Genomic DNA, 21357 nt, shown 5'->3' on the forward strand with positions numbered 1-21357 from the left:
CGATGGCAGGTCGTTTGATCTATGTAATGGGGCCGTCCGGTGCGGGCAAGGATTCGCTGCTGGGTTTTGCGCGCAGGCGCTTGATGGGCGAACCGATTCTGTTTGCGCATCGCTACATCACGCGGCCGAGCGGCAATGGTGAAGAACATATCGCGCTGAGCGTAGAAGAGTTTGCAGCGCGTTCCGTGCTCGGTCTGTTCGCGCTCGAATGGTCGAGCCATTCGTTGCGTTATGGCATCGGTATCGAACTCGATGCGTGGCTCGCGCGCGGTTGCACGGTGGTCGTCAACGGTTCACGTCAGCATGTGCAGCACACGTTGGCGCGTTATCCGCGCACGGCAGTCGTGCACGTGGACGCTGCGCCGCACATTCTCGAAGCGCGGCTCGGCGCGCGCGCACGCGAGTCCGCGGAACAGGTCACGGCAAGGCTCGCACGGCGTGCGCCGTTTTCGTTGCCTGACGGAATTCGTTGCAAGACGATCGATAACTCGGGTGAACTCGATGACGCTGGCCATGCGTTGATCGATTTTCTGATGGCCCACGCCAACACGCGCTAGGCCGGCACGACCATCTGTTGCGGCATCGGCATTCGCGCCGGCGTGCGTGTAAAAAACGCACGCCGCCATCAAACTAGCCGCGTCGCGCCACCATCTCCGACACCGTCTGCGCCGCCCGCTGCAACGGTTCCAGAAACGCCTTCACCATCTGCCTGGCCGAATTGCGCTGAGCGTTGCCGCTGATATTCATCGCCGCGATCACGCGCCCCTGGCGGTTGCGAATCGGTGCGGACAGCGAAATCAGACCGCCTTCCAGTTCCTGATCGACGATCGCCCAGCCCTGACGGCGCACCTGTGCGATCAGTTTTTTCAGCTCTTCCTTGTCGGTGACCGTGCGCGGCGTGTGCGCGTAGAGCGGCGCCGAACTCAGGGTCGCGTCGAGCGCTTCGTCGTCGAGTGCGGCGAGCAGCACGCGGCCCATTGACGTGCAATACGCCGGCAAGCGGCTGCCGATCGACAGATTGATCGTCATGATCTTGTGGGTCGGCACGCGCAGCACATAAACGATCTCGGTGCGATCGAGCACGGCCGCCGAGCAGCTCTCGTGCACCTGCGCCGACAGTTCTTCCATCACCGGCTCGGCGAGGTTCCAGAACGGCATCGAGGTCAGATACGCGAAGCCGAGATCGAGAATCTTCGGCGTGAGACGAAACAGGCGGCCTTCGGCCTCCACGTAGCCGAGCGTCTGCAAGGTCAACAGGATGCGGCGCGCGCCCGCGCGCGTGAGGCCGGCGGCGGCGGCGACGTCGGTCAGTGTCTGTTCGGGGCGCGTGGCGTCGAACGCGCGAATCACCGCGAGGCCGCGCGCGAACGACTGCACATACGAATCGCCCGGTTTGTCCGGGGCCGGTTCGGCGCTGACGGGAACGGCGGAAGACGGCGGCAGGACTTTGCTCATGGGCCTTTGCTAAAAGCGTTCGAAGAGGGCGTATGCCGGTCGCGGACAAGCGAGACAACCGAGGCACGACCGGGACAAAAGCGGGGCGGCGCGATGTCGCGGAAAGCCGTGACGATAGCTTAAGCCTTCCTTTTCGCCAACCTCGCAGGTTTTTGGATCGATAGCCCAGGGTTTGCATGGATGCAGTCTGGATTCAAAATTTGTATGATGACCAGATAACATGATCAATCGAGGCAATCGATGTTCGACAAGATTCCTGCCCGGGCACTGAGCGACACGGTCGCGCAGCAGCTTCTCAAGCAGATCGACAAAGGCACCTTCAAGCGCGGCGGCAAGCTGCCGACCGAGGCCGTGCTGGCGCAGCAGTTCGGCGTGAGCCGCACGGTGATCCGCGAGGCGATCTCGCGGCTGAAGAACGAAGGCGTGGTCGAGCCGCGCCAGGGCAGCGGCGTGTTCGTCGCCGCGCACGGCGCGATCCGGCCGTTGCGCATCGATTACGCGGAAGCCGTTGAGGCCGGTTCGGTGCTGCAAATCCTCGCGCTGCGGCGGGCGATCGAAGCGGAAGTCGCATCGGAAGCCGCCATGCGCCGCAGCGACGCCGACATGGTGTCGATCGATATCGCGCTCGCGAAGATCGACGAAGCGGTGGCCGAAGGCGAGGACGGCGTCGCCGAGGACGTCGCGTTCCATCGCGCAATCGCTGCGGCCACCGGCAATCCGTATTTCCTCAAAACGCTCACATTCCTGAATCAGTACCTCGAAGCGGGCACCCTGGTGACACGGCGCAACGAAGCGCTGCGCGAGGACTTCTCCCGTCAGGTGCGTGAAGAGCATGCGGCCATCGCCGCCGCGATTCGCGCGGGCGATCCGATGGCGGCGCGCAATGCGGCGCGCACGCATATGTACAACGCGGCACGGCGGCTCGCGGAAGCGGGTATTTGCTGAGCTGGGCCGGGTTGGGCGCCATTGGGGCGCCCGCCGCTCACGAATTCTCAAAGGTCAAACATGTCCAGAAATGTCGGTGTCATCGGTCTTGGTGCAATGGGCCTGGGTGTCGCGCGCTCGTTGTTGCGCGCGGGTTTTCGGGTTCATGCGTGCGATCTGCGCAGCCAGGTCCTGCAAGCGTTCGTCGCGGAAGGGGGCGTGGGTTGCGCCTCGCCTGCGGAACTCGGGGCGCAATGCGAAGTGGTCGTCACGCTGGTCGTCAATGCCGCGCAGACCGAAGCGGTGCTGTTCGGTGCACAAGGCGCGGTCGCTGCAATGAAGAAGGGCAGTGTGGTGATCGCCAGCGCGACAGTCGCGCCGGACTTCGCGATCGAACTTGGCAAGCGGATCGAGTCGGCCGGTTTGCAGATGCTCGATGCGCCTGTGTCGGGTGGCGCGGCGCGCGCCGCATCCGGTGAAATGACGATGATGACGTCCGGCCCCGATGCGGCCTATGCCGCGTGCGAGGACGTGCTGGCCGCGATGGCCGGCAAGGTGTATCGCCTCGGTTCGGCGCACGGCGCCGGGTCGAAAGTGAAGATCATCAATCAGTTGCTGGCCGGCGTGCATATCGCGGTGGCCGCCGAGGCGATGGCGCTCGGTTTGCGCGAAGGCGTGGATGCCGATGCGCTGTACGAGGTCATCACGCATAGCGCGGGCAATTCGTGGATGTTCGAGAACCGCGTACCGCACATTCTGAACGGCGATTACACGCCGCTGTCGGCGGTCGATATTTTCGTGAAGGATCTCGGCCTCGTGCTCGATACCGCGCGCCGTTCGAAGTTTCCTTTGCCGCTCTCGGCAGCGGCGCATCAGATGTTCATGATGGCGTCCTCTGCCGGTCACGGTGGTGAGGACGATTCCGCGGTGATCAAGATTTTCCCCGGCATCGACGTGCCGGCGGCGAAATAAGCGCTGGAGCCCGCTATGACCACCCCGTCAAGACGCGCGCTGCTCGGCTGTATCGCCGACGATTTCACCGGCGCCACCGATCTCGCCAACATGCTGGTGCGCGGCGGCATGCGCACCGTGCAGACCATCGGCGTACCCGCGTCGAACGAAGTCATCGAGGCCGACGCGCTGGTCGTCGCGCTGAAATCGCGCACGATTCCCGCTGCCGACGCGGTCGCGCAATCGCTCGCAGCACTCGACTGGTTGCGCGCGCAAGGATGCCGCCAGTTCTTCTTCAAATACTGCTCGACGTTCGATTCGACCGATGCGGGCAACATCGGTCAGGTAACGGATGCGTTGCTCGATGCGTTGTCGCCGGACACGGAAGCAACGGCCTTGACGATCGCCTGCCCGGCGTTTCCTGAGAATGGCCGCACGATCTATCGCGGTCATCTGTTCGTCGGCGATACCTTGCTCAACGAGTCCGGCATGGAAAACCATCCGCTCACGCCGATGCGCGATGCCAACCTCGTACGTGTGCTGCAACGGCAGACCGGGTCGAAAGTCGGCCTGGTGCGTTATGACGCCGTTGCCAAAGGCGTTTCCGCTGTACGCGAAGCGTTCGATGCTTTGCGTAACGACGGCGTGCGGATGGCGATTGCCGATGCGGTGTCGGACGCGGACCTTTACGTACTCGGCGAGGCATGTACCGATTTCGCGCTCGTCACGGGCGGCTCCGGTGTCGCGCTAGGTTTGCCCGGCAATTTCCGCCGTGCAGGATTGCTCGCGGAGCAAACCGACGCCGCGCAGTTGCCTCGAGTCGAAGGATTGTCGGTCGTACTGGCCGGCAGCGCATCCAAAGCGACCAACGCGCAAGTGGCGGCGTGGCGCGAAACGCGGTCTTCGTTCCGCATCGATCCGCTGGCGGTTGCGCGCGGTGAGCCGGTGGTCGAGCAGGCATTGGCGTTCGCCCAGGAGCACTTCGGTAAAGATCAACCAGTGCTGATCTACGCCACTGCCACGCCCGACGAAGTCAAGGCCGTGCAGCGCGAACTCGGTGTCAACGAAGCGGGGCATCTGGTCGAAACGACTTTGGCGTCGATCGCACGCGGCCTGCGCGAGCACGGCGTACGCAAGTTCGTGGTGGCGGGCGGCGAAACCTCGGGCGCGGTGGTGCAGGCACTCGACGTGCACACGCTGCGCATCGGCGCGCAAATCGATCCCGGCGTGCCGGCCACCGCGACGACCGGCGGCGAACCGCTCGCACTGGCGCTGAAATCCGGCAACTTCGGTACGACCGACTTCTTCGAAAAGGCGCTGCGCCATCTCGATGGAGCGGCGCAATGACCGGCACGCCCGCACTCCATACGACGAACGAGGCCAAGGTTCGTGAAGAAATCTGCGTGACCGGCGCGAGTCTCTATCAGCGCGGCTACACCGTGGGCACCGCCGGCAACATCAGCGCGCGTCTCGACGACGGCTGGCTGATCACGCCGACCGATGCGTGCCTGGGCCGGCTCGACCCCGCCGACATCGCCAAAGTCGATCTGGCCGGCAACGCGGTATCCGGCGGCAAGCCCTCGAAGACGCTGGCGCTGCATCGCGGCATCTATGCGCGCAACGGCGAAGCTCGCGGCATCGTCCACACGCACTCGACCCATCTGGTCGCGCTGACGCTAGCCGGCGTCTGGAGCGACCAGGACGTGTTGCCGCCGATCACCCCGTACTACGTGATGAAAGTGGGACACGTCCCCTTGATTCGTTACAAGCGTCCGGGCGATCCACACGTAGCCGGGCAGATCGCCGCGCTCGCCGATACCGTTCGCGCTGTTTTGCTCGAGCGCCTCGGCCCGGTGGTGTGGGAGCGCTCGGTCGCGCAGGCGTCATATGTGCTCGAAGAACTCGAAGAGACCGCGCGCCTGTGGCTGATGACGAACCCGCGGCCCGCGCCGCTCGACGAGGCAGCACTCGAAGAACTGCGCACCGTGTTCGGCGCGCGCTGGTAGAACCCGACGTACACAAAGCCAGGCGCCCCACGCGGCGCATCAGACTATCCATAGAAGGAGACAATGCATGAGTTCCTATCAGACGGCATCGAGCCGCCCCATTGCAGCGGCTGCGGGACAACCTGGCGCTGCTGAAGTCGAACGCACCTATAAGAAAGTGTTCTGGCGCATCGTGCCGTTTCTGATGCTGTGCTACGTGGTTGCGTATCTGGACCGCGTGAATGTCGGTTTCGCGAAGCTGCAAATGTCGCAAGACCTCGCGTTCAGCGAAACGGTGTTCGGCCTCGGCGCCGGCGTGTTCTTTATCGGCTACTTCCTGTTCGAGTTGCCGAGCAACATTCTGATGCACAAGCTCGGCGCGCGTATCTGGATCGCGCGGATCATGATCACGTGGGGCCTGCTGTCCGCGCTGTTCGTGTTCGTCAAGACGCCGATGCAGTTCTACATCTTGCGCTTCATGCTGGGGCTGGCCGAAGCCGGTTTCTATCCCGGCGTGATTCTGTATCTGACATACTGGTTTCCGTCGCATCGGCGCGCGAAGATCATCGCTGTGTTCATGTCGGCGATCCCGGTATCGGGGATTTTCGGCAATCCGCTGTCGGGCTGGATCATGCAGTCGTTCCATAACAACTCGGGTTTCGCGGGCTGGCAATGGATGTTCCTGATCGAGGCGATCCCCGCGATTGCGATCGGCATCGCGACGATCCTGTATCTCGACAACGGCATCTCCAGTGCGAAGTGGCTGAGCGAGCGTGAAAAGCGTTTGCTCACCGATGAAATCGCCGCCGCGCAGCCGCAACAAAAAGCGCAGGCGCACTCGCTCGGCGCGGTGTTCCGCGATCCGCGCACCTGGTGGATGTCGCTGATCTATTTTGCGTTCGTCACCGGGCAATACGGCTTGACGTTCTGGATGCCGACGCTCGTCAAATCGACCGGTGTGAGCGGCGCATTCGAAATCGGCTTGCTGAGCGCGATTCCGTTCCTGTGCGCGATCGTCGTGATGAACCTGATGGGCCATAGCGCGGACAAGCGCCGCGAGCGCCGCTGGCATCTGATCGTGCCGGCGCTGTTCGGCGCGATCGGCTTTACGGTGGCCGCTTCGTTTGCGGACAATACGGTGGTGTCGATCGCGTTTCTCTCGCTGGCGGCGGCGGGCGTGCTGACCTGCGCGCCGCTGTTCTGGTCGCTGCCGACTGCGTTCATGTCGGGCGCGACCGCTGCTGCCGGCATTGCGATCATCAATTCGATCGGCAATCTCGCGGGTTTCGCGAGCCCCTACATGATCGGCTATCTGAAGGATCTCACGCATAGCACGCAGACCGGCATGTATGTGCTGGCCGGCATGCTGGTGATCGGCGCGATTGCCACGTGGCTGACGCCGGCCAGGCTGGTCAATCGCTAAACCGATGTCGCGCGCCGTGCGCCGTTTATGGCGGTTGCCGCGCGCTGATTCAACTGTTTTCAAGGAGTTGCTGCCATGCCTCGCTTCGCCGCCAACCTGACGATGATGTACAACGAGCACGCTTTCCTCGACCGTTTTGCCGCCGCGGCAAAAGACGGCTTCAAAGCGGTCGAGTTTCTGTTTCCGTACGATTTCCCCGCCGCGGATATCAAGGCGCGGCTCGACGGCAACGGTCTGACCCAGGCGCTCTTTAACGCTCCGCCCGGCGACTGGGCCGCGGGCGAACGCGGTATTGCCTCTCTGCCGGGCCGCGAAGATGAGTTCCATCGCAGTGTCGAAACCGCGCTCGATTACGCGCGCGTGCTGGGAAACCGCACGCTGCATGTGATGGCGGGTTTGATCGGCGCGGATCAGCCGCGCGCGCAGCATCGCGAGGTGTATCTGAAGAATCTCGCGTATGCCGCGAAGGCCGCGCAAGCTGAAGGCATCACCGTCGTGATCGAGCCGATCAACACGCGCGATATCCCCGGCTTCTTTCTCAACCGCCAGGACGACGCGCAGGCGATTTGCGCGGAAGTGGCTGCGCCGAATCTCAAGGTGCAGTTCGATTGCTATCACTGCCAGATCGTCGAGGGCGATCTCGCGGTGAAACTCAAGCGCGATATGGCGGGCATCGGCCACATTCAGATCGCGGGCGTGCCTGAGCGCCATGAACCGGACGTCGGTGAATTGAATTACCCGTATCTGTTCGACCTGATCGACACGCTCGGCTATGACGGCTACATCGGTTGCGAATACCGGCCGCGTGCGGGCACCTCGGCAGGCTTGGGCTGGATGAAACCGTATCTGCACAACGCTCGCCAAGAGGAACGAACGACATCATGAAAGTACTGATTACCGGCGGCGCGGGTTTTCTCGGCCAGCGTCTCGCGCGCGAACTGCTGGCGCGCGGTTCATTGAAGGGCGCGGACGGCAAGCCGCAAGCCATTACCGAACTGGTGCTGCTCGACGTGGTGCGCGCGAGCGATTTCGGCGACAGCCGTGTGCGCACGGAAGTGGGCGACATCGCGGAGCCGCGCGTGCTCGAAAGCGTGATCGACGCTAAGACCTCGGCGATTTTCCATCTGGCCGCGATCGTCAGCGGCCAGGCGGAGTCGGATTTCGATCTCGGCATGCGCATCAATCTGGACGCGTCGCGTTTGCTGCTCGAAACGTGCCGGCAGCGCGGACACAAACCACGTGTGCTGTTCACGAGTTCGGTGGCGGTTTACGGCGGCGATCTGCCCGAGGTCGTGCGGAACGACACCGCGTTGAATCCGCAATCGTCGTATGGCGCGCAGAAGGCGATCGCCGAACTCCTGCTCAACGATTACGCGCGGCGTGGTTTCGTCGACGGCCGCGTGCTGCGGCTGCCCACTATCAGCGTGCGGCCGGGCAAGCCGAATGCGGCGGCGTCGTCGTTTGCGAGCGGCATCGTTCGCGAGCCATTGAACGGCGAAGCGGCGGTGTGCCCGGTAGCGGGCGCGACGCGCTTGTGGCTGCTGTCGCCGCGCAAGGCGATCGAAAGCCTGATCGCCGGGCTGGAAATCGATGCAGCCGCGCTCGGCCACCAGCGGGTGCTGAATCTGCCGGGGATTTCGGTGACTGTCGACGAGATGGTCGCGGCACTGCGCGAGGTCGCCGGCGACGAGGTTGCCAGGCGGATCGTCTGGCAACCGGACGCGCGCGTGGAGAAGATTGTCGGCAGCTGGCCGGGGCGGTGGGATACGTCGCGTGCCGAGCGGCTCGGCCTGAGCGGCGACCGCAGTTTCGCCGATGTGATTCGCGGCTATATCGAAGACGAGCGGGTTCAGGTCCGCTGAGAAAATACTCCCCAAGCCTCGTGCCGGTGGTCCTCCACGGGCCGCCATGCTGATTCGAGCGGCACGAGCGCGCCATTTGTCTGATGCTTTGCGCAGGCTGCAAGGCTGCACGTATTCCCTGGTACTGGCGTCGCTTTGCTTGACACGGTTTCCGCCACACGCCTATTATCGAGTCTTAATGTTCGATATATGACCTATTGTTCGTGTAAAGAACAAATGGCCGCGATGTCGAGCCCATGATTCATCATCCTGCGCTAAGCTGATCTGACGTGACGGCCGCCATGCAGCCGTTTTTCGTTGCGCTCGCCTGGGTCGATGCCTTTGCGCATCCAGCCCGCGCCATGCGCAAGCGGCCGGCGCCGCTAGCCGGTAGCAGCGCACGCAGCACACCAACTGGAGACATCACATGACCGAAGCATTCCTGTGCGACGCCATTCGCACCCCGATCGGCCGCTATGCGGGTTCGCTGTCGTCGGTTCGCGCCGACGACCTGGGTGCAGTGCCGCTCAAAGCGCTGATGGAGCGCAACAAGGACGTCGACTGGAACGCGATCGACGACGTGATCTACGGCTGCGCGAACCAGGCCGGCGAAGACAACCGCAACGTCGCGCGCATGTCGCTGTTGCTGGCCGGTTTGCCGCAAGGCGTGCCGGGCTCGACGGTGAACCGCCTGTGCGGGTCGGGCATGGACGCGGTCGGGATCGCCGCGCGTGCGATCAAATCGGGTGAGGCCGCGCTGATGGTGGCCGGTGGTGTCGAAAGCATGAGTCGCGCGCCGTTCGTGATGGGCAAAGCAACCAGCGCGTTTTCGCGCCAGGCCGATATCTTCGACACGACGATCGGCTGGCGTTTCGTCAACCCGTTGATGAAGCAACTCTACGGTGTCGATTCGATGCCGGAAACCGGTGAAAACGTCGCGACCGACTACAACGTCAGCCGTGCCGATCAGGATGCATTTGCGCTGCGCAGTCAGCAGAAGGCGGCCCGCGCGCAACGCGACGGCACGCTCGCGCAGGAAATCGTCGGCGTGACGATTGCGCAGAAGAAGGGCGATCCGATCACCGTTTCACAAGACGAACACCCGCGCGAAACCAGCCTTGAAACGCTCGCCAAACTGAAGGGCGTGGTGCGCGCGGACGGCACGGTGACCGCCGGTAACGCATCGGGTGTGAACGACGGCGCCGCTGCGCTGCTGCTCGCCAACGAAGCCACCGCCAGGCGCTTCGGCCTCACGCCGCGTGCGCGCGTGCTGGGTATCGCAACGGCCGGCGTCGCGCCGCGCGTGATGGGCATCGGCCCGGCGCCCGCCACGCAAAAGCTGATGGCGCGTCTGAACATGACCATCGACCAGTTCGACGTGATCGAATTGAACGAAGCATTCGCATCGCAAGGGCTTGCCGTGCTGCGCGCGCTAGGTGTCGCGGACGACGACGCGCGCGTGAACCCGAACGGCGGCGCGATCGCGCTCGGTCACCCGCTCGGCATGAGCGGCGCACGTCTGGTGACGACGGCCATGTATCAACTGCAACGCACGCAAGGCCGCTTTGCTCTGTGCACGATGTGTATCGGCGTAGGCCAGGGTATTGCGATCGCTATCGAACGCGTGTGAAGCGCTAGCTCTGTGTAGCGAAGGCGGATGCGTCGTCGGACGCGAGCCGCCGTGCTAGCGGTCAGACAGCTGGGTTCATCGAAGCCCGCGTGTCTGATCGGCTAACACCTCCAAACACCCCTCAATGCAGGGGTGTTTGCTTTTCTACTGGCGAAGTTTCGGGCATCGCGTCACATCGCAGCATGTCATGCTAACGCGGCGCCGGTGGACCCAGGTTCAGCCCTGCCAGCCGCGCCAGCAAGCGGCTGACCCGACCACGGCGCGCGGGCAACGCGCAGCTCAACGAGACGCGCGCGGCAATCTCGCCATCCGTGCTGAGCCACACGCGTTCGCCGCGTTGCAGGCGAAACTCGCTGCCAGGTTGGAGCCAATGATCGTATGGGGAACTGACGCGTGTGAGCCATACGCGGGCATCTTGCACACAGAGCGCGCTGTCGGCATCGACACGCCATGTCAGCGTCGCGCCGGGCATCACGGAAAAATGCACCACCACCTTCGGGAGACGTTCATCGTGCTGGTACGCGTACCGGCTTGAGTCGTCATCCATGCACTGCGGGCTTGCCTGATCCATCTTGCTCTCCGTCATCGAGCCGGCGGACGGAGGCGCCCACAAAACAAAAGGCCCCTTCCGTTACCGGCGGGGCCTTGGGGGTCTTGTTTTGCAGATTCAGACTGCTAACGCGCACACGCTCCCGAAGGCCAGCCGATGATGGCTCGCGTTGGGTTTTTAACCGCGTGGACGGTGAAGGTGTGCGTCAACATGAGAATGAGTGTGCCGTTTTGCCGCAGGTCTTGTCAATAAAAAAATCGCAATAGATTCAAGCGGGAAGACCGTAATGTGCGCCGCTTCAGCGCGCCGTGCCGGCGGCGCCGTTCAAGCGAATCTGTGCGGCAAGCGCGCTTCGCCATGCATAGCGCTTGCAATCAGCTGGCCAACGCTCGACTCATCTCTTATGTGCGTTAAGCGCCGCTATCCACCATCACCGTCGTTCGCACGCGCAAATACGCCAACGCGCAGGCCGTCATCACCAGCGGCCACAGCAGATACCACCCGGTCGCCACACACAGTCCCACCACCGCGACCAGCGCAACTCGCGCGCAGCGCTGCGCCCAACTGCCGCGCGGCAGCAGACGCAAAGCAGCGGCGGTGCCGAGCGCGTAGACGGTGACGAACGAGCCCGTTGTCAGCAGTACCAGGGGCCGTGGACCGACGCCTGTCAACGCCACACATCCCAGCGCCAGCACCGAGAGTCCTGCGACCACGCCGAGACTGCGCCGCGGCACGTCACCCGCTCGGCTGCCGGCGGCGAGCCACGCAGGCAGCGCGCCGTCGCGGCCAAGCGCGGCGCCGAGTTTAGCCGCGCCTGCGAAATACGCGTTCATCGTGCCGAGCGTCAGAAGCAACGCGGCGGCGGCTGCCAGAATCTGCACCTTGCCGCCGAGCCCCAAAGCCAGCAGTTCAGCAAGCGGCGCGCTCGACGTGCCTGCAGCCGGCCCGAGCACCATCACGCTCGAGGCCGCGATCGCCATGTACAGCATGCCGACCACCACCACCGCGATGCCCGCGGCAATCGGCAGATCGCGCGCCGGGCGGCGGAATTCGCCGGCTAGGTGGGTGATCGCTTCCCAGCCGGCGAAGCTCCACACCAGCAGCGCGGCAGCGGGCACGATCGCGAGCCAGCCATGCGGGGCGAACGGATGCAGATTGGCGAGCCGGGCGTGCGGCGCCGAGGCGGCCACCGCGGCCAGCAGCAAGGCGACGAGCAGCGCGGCCAGCACCAGTTGCAGGCGTCCTGACACGGTCACGCCGAACAGGTTGGCCGCCGTCACGACGCCGATCAGGGCCGCTGCGGTGACGAGCACGGTGGACTGGCCGCCGCCGAGCGCCGACGCCACGTAGGCTCCGCCGAACATCGCCGCGGCCGGCGAACCCGCCGGCACCGCGAAGTAAAAACACCAGCCGACGACAGCTGCGGCGCGCGGCCCGAACGCGTTGCGCACATAGGTGGAGACGCCGCCGGCGTCCGGATAGCGCGCGCCGAGCGCGGCAAAGGTGGCCGCAAGCGGCACCGAGAGCATCACGAGCGCGAGCCAGGCCAGCAGCGACGCGGGCCCCGCGGCTTCGGCCGCCAGTGCGGGCAGTGCGATGACGCCGGTGCCGAGCACCGCGCCGACATAGAGCGCCGCGCCTTGTATGACAGTCAAACGGCCGCCCGGGGATGTCGCGCTCATGCGTGCGGCTCCTGAAGGGTGCGTTGAAATATGAATACGGTCATTGCTTGAACTCCGCTCGATGACGCAGCCAGGGATCGCTGCCAGCCACCTTTATAATCCTCAATAGCTGACAACCTATGTCAGGATATTTTGCCGAGGAACGAAATTGCGCACGAGCCGGCTGGTGTCGATGCTCTTATTGCTACAGGTGAGAGGCCGTGTGACTGCGCAGGCGCTCGCCGACGAGTTCGAGGTCTCGATCCGCACCGTCTATCGCGACGTCGAGCAGTTGGGTGCGGCGGGCGTGCCGGTCTATGCCGACCGCGGCCCCGGTGGCGGCTTCGCGTTGCTCGACGGCTATCGCGCGCGTCTGACCGGCATGACCAGGGCCGAGGCCGAAACGCTGTCGATTGCGGGTTTGACCGGCGCCGCGTCCGACCTCGGTTTGTCCGAACAGTTGCACGCTGCGCAGTTGAAGCTGGTGAGCGCGCTGCCCGATGCCGCGCCGGACGCGTCGCCGATCGGCTCGCGTCTGCATGTCGATACCGTCGACTGGTATCGGCGGCCGGCCGCGCTGCCGCATTTACCGCTGCTGGCGAGCGCCGTGTGGGAGCAAAAGCGCGTGTCGATGCATTACGAAAGCTGGGACGCCGACGGCCAGCGCATTCGCGATCCGCTTGGTCTCGTGCTCAAAGGCGGTGATTGGTATCTGGTCGCGCGCGCGCGCACGCAAACGCGCACGTACAAGGTCGCAGCCATTACGCAACTGACCGTGCTGGACGAATTGTTCGAACGTCCCGCGGATTTCGATTTGCGCGCGGAGTGGACGGCTTCGGTGGCGCGTTTCGAAAAGGGCTTGCTGACCGGCACCGCCAAGTTGCGCGTTACGCCGGAAGGGATGAAACGGCTAGTGCGCCTCGGCGCCGCTGCGCTCGAGCAGGCGCGCAGCGAGCCGTCATCGAAAGCGGGCTGGCTGGACGTTACGCTGCCGGTGGAGAAGATCGACTACGCGGCCGAACAGTTGCTGAGTCTCGGTGCGCATGTCGAAGTGCTGGAGCCGCGCGAATTGCGCGAACGGCTGCGGCGCCTCGCGCGGCGTATTGCAACGCTTAACGCATGACGCAGTAGAACCGCATCAGCCGCGATGCGGTCCCACGATGCCGAGCTTCGCAATGCGCCGGTACAAGGTCGCGCGCGAGATACCCAAAGCCTGTGCGGCGGCGTTCGGCCGCCATTGATGGCGCGTGAGCGCCTCGACAATGCGCGCGCGCTCGTCGCGCGGGTTTTCGTGGGGGGCGGAATTGCTCGATCGGCTTGAACTGGCATTGGCGGTAATGCAAGATAGTCCGTCTGCATGCAGGGCACTGTCGGATCTGAATCGGCGGCTCGGTTCGACTGGCGTGAGTTCCACTGCGCGGACGAGTGCGCCGATGTTGGCGCGTCGGCTCCATTGGCTTACTATCGAATCCCTGCCGCTGTTCTCGTGAGCGGTACTGGCGTAGACCGCATTATTCCGGTCACTCCAGATTCCCAGTGGCACCAGGGATTCGTGCCGTCGAAGTGACAATTTCATTTCCACTCCGAACGAAATAAAGGCGTCCCTTCGCGTCAGTCCGCAATAATTCCGTCAATTCGCATCGCAGACCGCTGTCAGGGCGCGACAGCGGTTTCGGGCCGAAATATCGCACATTTCGAACGTTAGAACACCTGTTTTGCGGCGGTTATAGGATGGCTAGCCCGAGAATTTCTTTTGACGTCGCCGGACGGCCCGCACCACGCCGCTGTTGACACCCGCGCGGCACCTCGTAGGTGACAACTTTAATGTGGTCTACGGTATCAGCGCGCCGTATTCCCGCATGCCGGACCAGGCGGTCATCCCCGAGTTGCAAAAGATTTCCATCAGCGCTTCAGGTGACCACTTGCGGACCAGCGCGGGCCTGAAAACATAGGTCCAAGGCCAGTTCGTACGATTCAGCACCTTCACGTGCTCGCTGGGTTCGTTAAAGCCAACCGGCAGATCCAGGCTGCTGATGATCTGATACTCCTGCGATGTAAGCAATCCTCATCAATCGCTATCGTTCACCCAAATCGCCTTACCGCGACAGAACCTCCTCGAGTGCACAGTAGTCGCCAGCGATTCGGAAAGGCAGAAAACACAGTGACGTTGGCCGCATTTGACGTGTGCTTCTGATTGTCACTGCTCGTGAATCGAAACACACTATTGATGATATATTACATATCAGAGTGCGAGGCATTTTCTTGCAAGAACGTCCCATTACGGAAAGGAATCGCCATGAGCAAGGCATTGGAGGGTCTGAACATTGTCGACTTTGCACACGTGCACGCCGCCTCCTTCGAGCGGCGCGTCTTTGGATAAAGCTCGTCTCGCCCCGAATCGGGACATGCCTGAAACCGACTTTCCCGATACCGGATCTGCGTGCTACGTGCTTGTAGTCGGATGGTGGTAGGAATGTTTATTACTGTGCGAGTCGCACCTTCGTTCCAGGTTCCGCAATGTTCGATCCTTCGCTGTTTGGCCGTCTTTCGTTCACCCCCGCTGAGCTGGCCAAAGACCCATTGCCCCCAGGCCGCAACCGTCTAGGCATCGCTGACGAGCGCGACTCGGTACTGTTCGTGCCGACCGGGCTCGACGCACTTGGGCCGGTACCGCTTTTCGTGATGTTCCATGGCGCGGGCGGCTTTCCGGAGAAGGTTCTGCCTTTCATCGAAGAGCACGCCGAGCGCGACAAGTTCCTGATCCTCGCGCCGCATTCGATGTATCCGACCTGGGACATCGTGGTTGGTGGCAGCGGCCCAGACCTCGATCGGCTGCATCGTGCGCTCATCGAGGTCACTTCCCGCTACCGGATCGATCGCGACCATCTGGCATTTGCCGGGTTCTCTGACGGCGCGAGTTACGCGCTGTCGATCGGCATTACGAACGGCGACATCGCGAGCCACGTGATCGCATTTTCCGGCGGCTTCATGTCTATCTTCACGCAGGAAGGCGCGCCGAAGGTGTTCATTGCGCACGGCTTAAACGACGAACAACTGCCGATCGAGACCAGCGGCCGCGCGAACGCAACAAAGCTGAAGGCGGCCGGCTACGACGTGCAATACATCGAATTCAACGGTTTGCATGCGATCCAGCCGGTCATTGTAGGCATGGCAATCCAATTCTTCCTCAAATAGCGTGCAGGTCGCTGTCGGCCGGGTTGCCGGACGACAATCAGATGGGAGTGTGTTTATGGACTTTGAAATACCGGAATCACTGGTTCACCCCCTGCTCGCGATGATCGAATCCGAATCGCCGCTCGCAAGACAACTGAATGAGCACGGTGTGTGTCACGGCAAAATGCTGGTGTCGAGCAAGCTGTTCGATTCCAAGTCGCTGAATACCCTGTATTCGCTGAGCAAGGCGAATAATGAGCGCGCGCTGATGTTCCAGATGCTTGCGCTCGACAACATCTACAACGCACCGCAGGCACGCACGATTCCGTCGCTGGATCAGCTTGTGCCGGGCCTCGTCGCGTATCTGTCGCGCGAGGCGATCGATGGCTGGCTTTACCGCCGCGCCAAGGATGGCACGCTGCTGCCGTGGCTCGTGCGCCGGATGCGTTACGTCGAGCCCGATCAGGGCATGCCGTACGTCGTCGTCGACATGCTGGCGAATACGATGCAGTCGGCCAACTCGGAGCGGACCGACCATCAGATGCGCCTCTCGGGCATGACGACGTCGCTCGTGATCAACCGTCACGACATCGTCAACCGCACGATCCCGGAACTGCTGGCGGAGTTCGGGTTTTACAAGGAGTGCGCGGAATTCAAGCTCGAATACGAACGGCACGCGCAGCGCTTCCTTAAGTTTCAACCGCGCTTTGGCGCGCAGTTCGTCGTCTCGAAGGCGGCTTTCACCGTCGATGCGAAGGGTGTCGCCGAGCTAACGCGCATCGTCGACGGCGTGAGCGCGAAGTGCGTCAACGACGAAGAGACGCTGGAACGCCGCTTCCAAATGACGACCGACGCCGATTTCTGGCGCGGCGCGAACGTGGACACTGGTTTCGAAAAGGTCCCGCTGCATTGCTACGTGTGCCTGTTTCATCTGGAGTGGCATCGGAATATCTGGGTGCATGTACAGCACATAACCGAGTATCGATACCAGCCCGAACTGCGCGACAAGCTGGTCCTGCCCAATCATCATCGCGATCTGATCGACATCCTCACGTCGAAAATGAGTGTGTTCGTGCAGGACTTCGTGCCGGGCAAGTCGGGCGGCACGACGATCCTGTGCCAGGGCGCGCCGGGACTCGGCAAAACGCTGACCGCGGAGATCTATTCGGAAGTGGTCGGCAAGCCGCTGTACCGCGTGCATTCGGGGCAACTCGGGACGACGGCGGCGTCGGTCGGCGCGACGCTGTCCGGCATCCTGCAACGCGCGGCGCGTTGGGACGCGATCCTGCTGCTGGACGAGGCTGACGTCTACATCCGTCGCCGCGATAACGATCTCGAGCACAACGCGATCGTCGCGGAATTCCTGCGCACGCTCGAGTATTTCAATGGCCTGCTGTTCATGACGACCAATCGCATCGACGATGTCGACGACGCGATCCTGTCGCGCTGCATCGCAAAGATCCAGTACGAAACGCCGCCTAAGCCGGACGCGATGCGGCTGTGGAAGCTGCTGGCGGAGCAGTTCGGCGCGGACCTCACTGATGATCTGATCGAAGCGCTGACGAGCGCGTATCCGAAAGCGAGTGGACGCGACATCAAGGAACTCCTGAAACTTACGGCCCGCTATTGCCGCGCGAAACAGATCCCGCTTTCGGAGGATGCGTTCAGGTTGTGCGCGTTATTTCGCGGGCATGCGTGACGGGGCGTGCGGAAATGGACGGGCACGCAGCCTGATCGCCAGCAGCTTGCAATTTAACGCCGCTAATGGCCGACGCCCTCACTGATGCGAAAAATCAGTTGCTCGCCGTCAGGAAGAATCTCCGCATTCGGACAAACTCCTGGACCTGCTGGCGGCAGGCGCCGCGCGGAACTCGCAATCTAGTGAACCGATTGATGGTACTTCAATGCAAGCAATGGCTGCTGCTGCGGCGTCAAGCTTGATCAACATGGCAAACGGTATTGGGTGGACGGACTTGGCTCTGTCAAAGTTTAACAACAGCCGTTATACGTCGTTGCGCTCGATGCCCTGACGTTGCGGTCATTGCGATCGTGACGATGCACCGCGCTGCGCTGTCTTCGTGGTTCGTTGGCGAACTGTTGCACGAAGTTGAATCGCTGGGCGCGGTCGCCGAAGAACATGGCACCGGCGCACTGGCGTTCCACTTCTATTCGCTCGCCGCGCCTCGAGGCGCAAGCGGCAGGCGGACCTGGAACGTCGTACGGCCCGGACGCGAATCGACGCGAATCTCCCCGCCGTGCCGCTGGACCACCGTCTGGTACGAGATGTCGAGACCCAGCCCCGTGCCCTCGCCCAACGGCTTGGTCGTGAAAAACGGCTCGAACAGGTGCGGCATCACTTCCGGCGCGATGCCGGGCCCGTTGTCGGTGATTTCGATCACGGCATCGTTCGCGTCGCGGCCAGTGCGGATGACGATCTCTCCCTTGCCCTCCATCGCGTCGATGGCGTTGTCGATCAGGTTGGTCCATACCTGGTTCAGCTCGCTGCCATACACTACCAGGTGCGGCAGGCTGCGGTCGTATTCCCTGCGCACGGTGACCCCGTGCTTGAGCCGGTGGTGCATGATGGTGAGCGTATCTTCGATGCCGTTGTGCAGATCGACCGCCTGCTGCGGTGCCTGGTCCATGTACGAGTAGGACTTCATCGCTTTGACGATCTCGGAGATGCGCACCGCGCCGCGCCGCGTTTCCTCCACCAGCGAACGCAGCTCCAGGGTTGCCGCGAGCCACCGGATGCCGGCCGCAAACTGTTCCTCGTTCAGGCGGGCCGCAAGCGGTTCGAGGTCCGCGGGCCTGATCCCGATTCGCGCGAGGCACGGCGCCATCAGCCATGGCCTCGCGATGCCGAGCGTCGCCAGCCAGTCGAGAAGCGCGTCCTCGGCCTCGCTCTGCCGCAGCGCGTCGGCGGCGGGGCCGTTCCCCGGTCCCTTGCGCGCGCCGAGGCTGTCGAGCGCGCTCATCGCGTCCGGCGGAATGGTGCTGTGACTGAGCGCGACCGCCGCATCCTTCAGCATCGCGAGTGTTTCGACCGCGCAATCCGCCGTGCGCGCCACCGCCGCCGACGGATTGTTCAGCTCATGCGCGAGCCCGGCCGCGAGGGTGCCTAATGCGGCCAGTTTCTCCCGGTTGCGCACGGTCGCCTCCAGGGCGGTGAGGCGATCGAGGGAGCTACGGAAAATCGACCGGCTGAAAGCCTCGGAGGCCACCAGCAGTTCCTTGAATGCGCGTTCCGAAAGCAGCGCCAGGTGGCCGTCGGTCGCGGCGGCGACCGTGCCCGGAGAAGGCGTACCCGCGAGCAGGGATGCGCCCCCAAAGAAGCTTGGCGCGATGAACCGGTTAGTGGGAATCTGCTTCGCCCCGGAAAACTTCGTGGCCTGGCACTCTCCTTCGAGCACGACGAAAAAGACGGGCTTCGTTTCGCCTTCACGTGCGAGAACCTCCCCCGCTTTTACGTCGACTTCCGTCAGGTGTTCGCCCAGCCACCGCAACCGTTCGTCCGACAGATCCGCGAAGGGCGGCACTGCGCGCAGTTTTGCAAGGTCGATCATAAGGTGGCCAGGTATTGATGAACCAGATGCACGGTGATCGAGCCTTCGCCCACGGCTGCCGCGACGCGCTTGATCGAGCCGGCGCGCACGTCACCCGCTGCAAAGATGCCGGGCACGCTCGTCTCCAGCAGGAAGGGGTCTCGAGCCAGCGGCCAGCCCCGCGGGCGCTTGCCGTCCGTGAGCAACGCGCGCCCGGTCACCACGAAGCCGTAGTCGTCGCGCTCCACGACATTGCCGAGCCATTCGGTGCAAGGCTCGGCACCGATGCAGATGAACAGGGCGCTGGCCGGGACGACTTCGATCGCGCTGGTGTTGACATCGCGCAACGCAATTTCCGATAGATGGCCTTGTCCGTCGACGCTGGCCACCAGGGTATGAGGGCGCACACTGACGTTCGGCGTCTCGTCGATCTCGTCGATCAGGTAGCGCGAGACCCCGGCACTGAGCGACGGGCCACGGCACACGATCACCACATTGCGCGCGTACTTGCAGAGGAACATCGCGGCCTGGCCGGCCGAATTGCTCGCGCCAACCACATAGATTTCCTGATTCGCGCAGCAGGCCGCTTCGGTCATCGCCGCGCCGTAGTAAACGCCCGCTCCGGTGAGACGCTCCACGCCGGGTGCGTCGAGCTTCCGGTACGACACGCCGCTCGCCACCACGAGCGCGTGGCAACTCACCTCCGAGCCGTCGGAAAGGGTGACGAACTTGTAGGGACCTTCCACCCGTGTGCCGACCGCCCGCTGGGTCAGGATGATCTCGGCGCCGAATCGCTTCGCCTGGGTGAGCGCGCGCCGCGACAGCTCCGCGCCGCTCACGCCGGCGGGGAACCCGAGGTAGTTCTCGATGCGGGAGCTGGTACCCGCCTGTCCGCCCGGCGCTTCGTGCTCGATGATGGCCGACTTCAAGCCCTCCGACGCGCCGTATACGGCAGCCGCCAGCCCCGCCGGTCCGCCGCCCACGATCAGCATGTCGTAAAAGGGCGTGGTCGAATGGGTGACGAGTCCGACCTTGTCGGCGATCTGCGCGATCGTCGGGCGGCTCAGCGCAGAGCCGTCCTCGAAAATCAGCACCGGAAGCTGGCTCGCGGCGGCGTCGAGCGAACTCAGCAAGACGTCAGCCTCGCCGCCGCTCGCCACGTCCAGCCATTTGTATGGAATATGGTTGCGCGCCATGAAGTCGCGCAACTGGTGGCCCTGCGGCGACCAGCGATGGTCGATCAGGCGGATCCCCTTGAAAGTGCCACGCCACGTGGTCTGCCAGGCTTCGAGCAGATCGTCGAGCACCGGGTAGAAAGTGAGCTCCGGCGGATGCCAGGGCTTCAGCAGGTAATAGTCGAGCCGAACCTTGTTGATCGCGCGGATCGCGACGTCGGTGTCGGCGTACGCCGTCAGCAGCACCCGCTTGGCTTCGGGAAACAGCGCGATCGCCTGTTCGAGGAACTCGATGCCGCTCATTTGCGGCATGCGCTGGTCGACGAGGAACAGGGCGACCGAGCGGTTCTGCAAGCGCAGCTGATGAGCCGCTTCGAGCGCTGCCTGCCCCGATCCGGCACGCACGATCAGATAGTGCTCGCCGTATCCGAGCCGCAGGTCGCGCGCGACTGCGTCAACCACTTCCGGGTCGTCGTCGACCGCGATGATGACGGGCTTGTCCATGTCGATTGCGGACTCGATAGCGGCGCCGGCCAACGGACTGGACATGATCGAACGCGGGGTCGGCCGGTAAACGGCCGATCTCATGCGGCCCGCCGCAGTGCACATATGTCTCTACAAGCCTAGCACTTTAGTCCGGGGTTGCCAGATCGGTCTTCGCGGACTGCTTTACCGCCTGCTTCACGGCCCGCCTTGCGGCCGGCACTTCCTGCGGGCTTTTGCGCGCAGCGCGTCGGCCCGGGGCCGTCCAGCGGACGCAGCGCGTCACCGATGTGAGGGCTGCATCGTTCGTCCCCGTCGAGATCGAGCGGCAGCTGGAGCGGCGCATCCCTGCGCGCTGCTCCGCGAGCACCGTCGCCTTCGTTCATCGCAGCGCGCAGCAGGGTCCCCTTGTTTTCCGTAAAAAAAGTGACGGTAGGAAATCGAGCGCTAGTGGTTGTTCTTTTGCTATTAAGCCCTACCCAAGGATGAACGAGCGCCGCTGAAGAACCTCGGCGCTGTGTTCGGGAAAGAACTCCGAGCGTGTGCTATTGACCTTTCCA

General features: G+C 63.5%; 18 protein-coding genes and 1 pseudogene. 12 read left to right on the top strand and 7 right to left on the bottom strand.

From position 1 onward, the window contains the following. Positions 1–2: 2 nt before the first annotated feature. On the top strand, positions 3–557 hold the full coding sequence (gene phnN / locus WN982_RS26485; protein WP_341318568.1) for a phosphonate metabolism protein/1,5-bisphosphokinase (PRPP-forming) PhnN: 555 nt from the start codon (positions 3–5) through the stop codon (positions 555–557). Between the two features lie 73 nt (positions 558–630). Here the strand turns inward: phnN and WN982_RS26490 are convergent, their stop codons facing one another. Then, the gene (locus tag WN982_RS26490; RefSeq protein WP_341318569.1) at positions 631–1455 is read right to left on the bottom strand and encodes an IclR family transcriptional regulator; all 825 of its coding nucleotides are present in this window, start codon (positions 1453–1455) and stop codon (positions 631–633) included. Positions 1456–1695: 240 nt separating this feature from the next. Here WN982_RS26490 and WN982_RS26495 point away from each other — a divergent pair, with 240 nt between their 5' ends. The 8 genes from WN982_RS26495 (at position 1696) to pcaF (ending at position 10209) form a co-directional block, all read left to right on the top strand. Then, positions 1696–2400 carry a FadR/GntR family transcriptional regulator gene (locus tag WN982_RS26495; RefSeq protein ID WP_341318570.1) on the top strand — a complete coding sequence of 235 codons (705 nt, stop codon included), beginning with the start codon at positions 1696–1698 and terminating at the stop codon, positions 2398–2400. Between the two features lie 60 nt (positions 2401–2460). Further along, a complete protein-coding gene (ltnD, locus tag WN982_RS26500; RefSeq protein ID WP_341318571.1) occupies positions 2461–3351 on the top strand; it encodes an L-threonate dehydrogenase in 891 nt (296 codons plus the stop codon). A gap of 15 nt (positions 3352–3366) precedes the next feature. Next, on the top strand, positions 3367–4677 hold the full coding sequence (otnK, locus tag WN982_RS26505) for a 3-oxo-tetronate kinase (protein WP_341318572.1): 1311 nt from the start codon (positions 3367–3369) through the stop codon (positions 4675–4677). Continuing rightward, positions 4674–5336: an aldolase gene (locus WN982_RS26510; RefSeq protein ID WP_341318573.1), complete on the top strand. Its 663-nt coding sequence runs from the start codon at positions 4674–4676 to the stop codon at positions 5334–5336. Before otnK ends, WN982_RS26510 begins: the two co-directional genes overlap by 4 nt. A gap of 67 nt (positions 5337–5403) precedes the next feature. After that, entirely contained in the window at positions 5404–6738 is a 1335-nt protein-coding gene (locus WN982_RS26515; RefSeq protein ID WP_341318574.1) for an MFS transporter, read from the top strand. 75 nt (positions 6739–6813) lie between these two features. Further along, positions 6814–7623, top strand: a complete 810-nt coding sequence (otnI, locus tag WN982_RS26520; RefSeq protein ID WP_341318575.1) for a 2-oxo-tetronate isomerase — start codon at positions 6814–6816, stop codon at positions 7621–7623. Continuing rightward, entirely contained in the window at positions 7620–8600 is a 981-nt protein-coding gene (gene denD, locus WN982_RS26525) for a D-erythronate dehydrogenase (protein ID WP_341318576.1), read from the top strand. Before otnI ends, denD begins: the two co-directional genes overlap by 4 nt. Before the next feature lie 406 nt (positions 8601–9006). Further along, positions 9007–10209 carry a 3-oxoadipyl-CoA thiolase gene (gene pcaF, locus WN982_RS26530; protein WP_341318577.1) on the top strand — a complete coding sequence of 401 codons (1203 nt, stop codon included), beginning with the start codon at positions 9007–9009 and terminating at the stop codon, positions 10207–10209. Between the two features lie 190 nt (positions 10210–10399). On the opposite strand, the gene WN982_RS26535 is transcribed toward pcaF, so the two are convergent. Beyond that, complete coding sequence (locus WN982_RS26535; RefSeq protein ID WP_341318578.1) at positions 10400–10780, bottom strand: DUF2917 domain-containing protein; 381 nt, start codon at positions 10778–10780, stop codon at positions 10400–10402. 389 nt (positions 10781–11169) lie between these two features. Next, positions 11170–12441: an amino acid permease gene (locus WN982_RS26540; protein ID WP_341318579.1), complete on the bottom strand. Its 1272-nt coding sequence runs from the start codon at positions 12439–12441 to the stop codon at positions 11170–11172. Between the two features lie 172 nt (positions 12442–12613). Between WN982_RS26540 and WN982_RS26545 the strand changes: the two genes are divergently transcribed. Next, positions 12614–13543, top strand: a complete 930-nt coding sequence (locus tag WN982_RS26545) for a WYL domain-containing protein (protein ID WP_341319432.1) — start codon at positions 12614–12616, stop codon at positions 13541–13543. A gap of 15 nt (positions 13544–13558) precedes the next feature. Here WN982_RS26545 and WN982_RS26550 read toward each other — a convergent pair. Together WN982_RS26550 and WN982_RS26555 are read right to left on the bottom strand one after the other, a co-directional pair. After that, positions 13559–13705: pseudogene (locus WN982_RS26550) on the bottom strand (helix-turn-helix domain-containing protein); the annotation flags it as partial. 546 nt (positions 13706–14251) lie between these two features. Continuing rightward, positions 14252–14482, bottom strand: coding sequence for a hypothetical protein (locus WN982_RS26555; RefSeq protein ID WP_341318580.1), 231 nt, complete (start codon positions 14480–14482; stop codon positions 14252–14254). 455 nt (positions 14483–14937) lie between these two features. On the opposite strand from WN982_RS26555, the gene WN982_RS26560 reads away from it, so the two are divergent. After that, positions 14938–15615: an esterase gene (locus WN982_RS26560; RefSeq protein ID WP_341318581.1), complete on the top strand. Its 678-nt coding sequence runs from the start codon at positions 14938–14940 to the stop codon at positions 15613–15615. 55 nt (positions 15616–15670) lie between these two features. Further along, entirely contained in the window at positions 15671–17293 is a 1623-nt protein-coding gene (locus WN982_RS26565) for an ATP-binding protein (RefSeq protein ID WP_341318582.1), read from the top strand. A gap of 466 nt (positions 17294–17759) precedes the next feature. Here the strand turns inward: WN982_RS26565 and WN982_RS26570 are convergent, their stop codons facing one another. Both WN982_RS26570 and WN982_RS26575 read right to left on the bottom strand, forming a co-directional pair. Continuing rightward, complete coding sequence (locus WN982_RS26570; protein ID WP_341318583.1) at positions 17760–19160, bottom strand: ATP-binding protein; 1401 nt, start codon at positions 19158–19160, stop codon at positions 17760–17762. Further along, positions 19157–20818 (bottom strand): FAD-dependent oxidoreductase, encoded by a 1662-nt coding sequence (locus tag WN982_RS26575; RefSeq protein ID WP_341318584.1) that lies wholly within the window; start codon positions 20816–20818, stop codon positions 19157–19159. Before WN982_RS26575 ends, WN982_RS26570 begins: the two co-directional genes overlap by 4 nt. Positions 20819–21357 lie beyond the last annotated feature (539 nt).

The sequence above is a fragment of the Paraburkholderia sp. IMGN_8 genome (genome assembly GCF_038050405.1).
Lineage (GTDB): Bacteria > Pseudomonadota > Gammaproteobacteria > Burkholderiales > Burkholderiaceae > Paraburkholderia.

Excerpts from the sequence above, each read along its gene's own strand:
- phnN (WP_341318568.1), top strand. The coding sequence starts at position 3 with ATGGCAGGTCGTTTGATCTATGTAATGGGGCCGTCCGGTGCGGGCAAG.
- WN982_RS26490 (WP_341318569.1), bottom strand. The coding sequence starts at position 1,455 with ATGAGCAAAGTCCTGCCGCCGTCTTCCGCCGTTCCCGTCAGCGCCGAA.
- WN982_RS26495 (WP_341318570.1), top strand. The coding sequence starts at position 1,696 with ATGTTCGACAAGATTCCTGCCCGGGCACTGAGCGACACGGTCGCGCAG.
- ltnD (WP_341318571.1), top strand. The coding sequence starts at position 2,461 with ATGTCCAGAAATGTCGGTGTCATCGGTCTTGGTGCAATGGGCCTGGGT.
- otnK (WP_341318572.1), top strand. The coding sequence starts at position 3,367 with ATGACCACCCCGTCAAGACGCGCGCTGCTCGGCTGTATCGCCGACGAT.
- WN982_RS26510 (WP_341318573.1), top strand. The coding sequence starts at position 4,674 with ATGACCGGCACGCCCGCACTCCATACGACGAACGAGGCCAAGGTTCGT.
- WN982_RS26515 (WP_341318574.1), top strand. The coding sequence starts at position 5,404 with ATGAGTTCCTATCAGACGGCATCGAGCCGCCCCATTGCAGCGGCTGCG.
- otnI (WP_341318575.1), top strand. The coding sequence starts at position 6,814 with ATGCCTCGCTTCGCCGCCAACCTGACGATGATGTACAACGAGCACGCT.
- denD (WP_341318576.1), top strand. The coding sequence starts at position 7,620 with ATGAAAGTACTGATTACCGGCGGCGCGGGTTTTCTCGGCCAGCGTCTC.
- pcaF (WP_341318577.1), top strand. The coding sequence starts at position 9,007 with ATGACCGAAGCATTCCTGTGCGACGCCATTCGCACCCCGATCGGCCGC.
- WN982_RS26535 (WP_341318578.1), bottom strand. The coding sequence starts at position 10,780 with ATGGATCAGGCAAGCCCGCAGTGCATGGATGACGACTCAAGCCGGTAC.
- WN982_RS26540 (WP_341318579.1), bottom strand. The coding sequence starts at position 12,441 with ATGAGCGCGACATCCCCGGGCGGCCGTTTGACTGTCATACAAGGCGCG.
- WN982_RS26545 (WP_341319432.1), top strand. The coding sequence starts at position 12,614 with ATGCTCTTATTGCTACAGGTGAGAGGCCGTGTGACTGCGCAGGCGCTC.
- WN982_RS26560 (WP_341318581.1), top strand. The coding sequence starts at position 14,938 with ATGTTCGATCCTTCGCTGTTTGGCCGTCTTTCGTTCACCCCCGCTGAG.
- WN982_RS26565 (WP_341318582.1), top strand. The coding sequence starts at position 15,671 with ATGGACTTTGAAATACCGGAATCACTGGTTCACCCCCTGCTCGCGATG.
- WN982_RS26570 (WP_341318583.1), bottom strand. The coding sequence starts at position 19,160 with ATGATCGACCTTGCAAAACTGCGCGCAGTGCCGCCCTTCGCGGATCTG.
- WN982_RS26575 (WP_341318584.1), bottom strand. The coding sequence starts at position 20,818 with ATGGACAAGCCCGTCATCATCGCGGTCGACGACGACCCGGAAGTGGTT.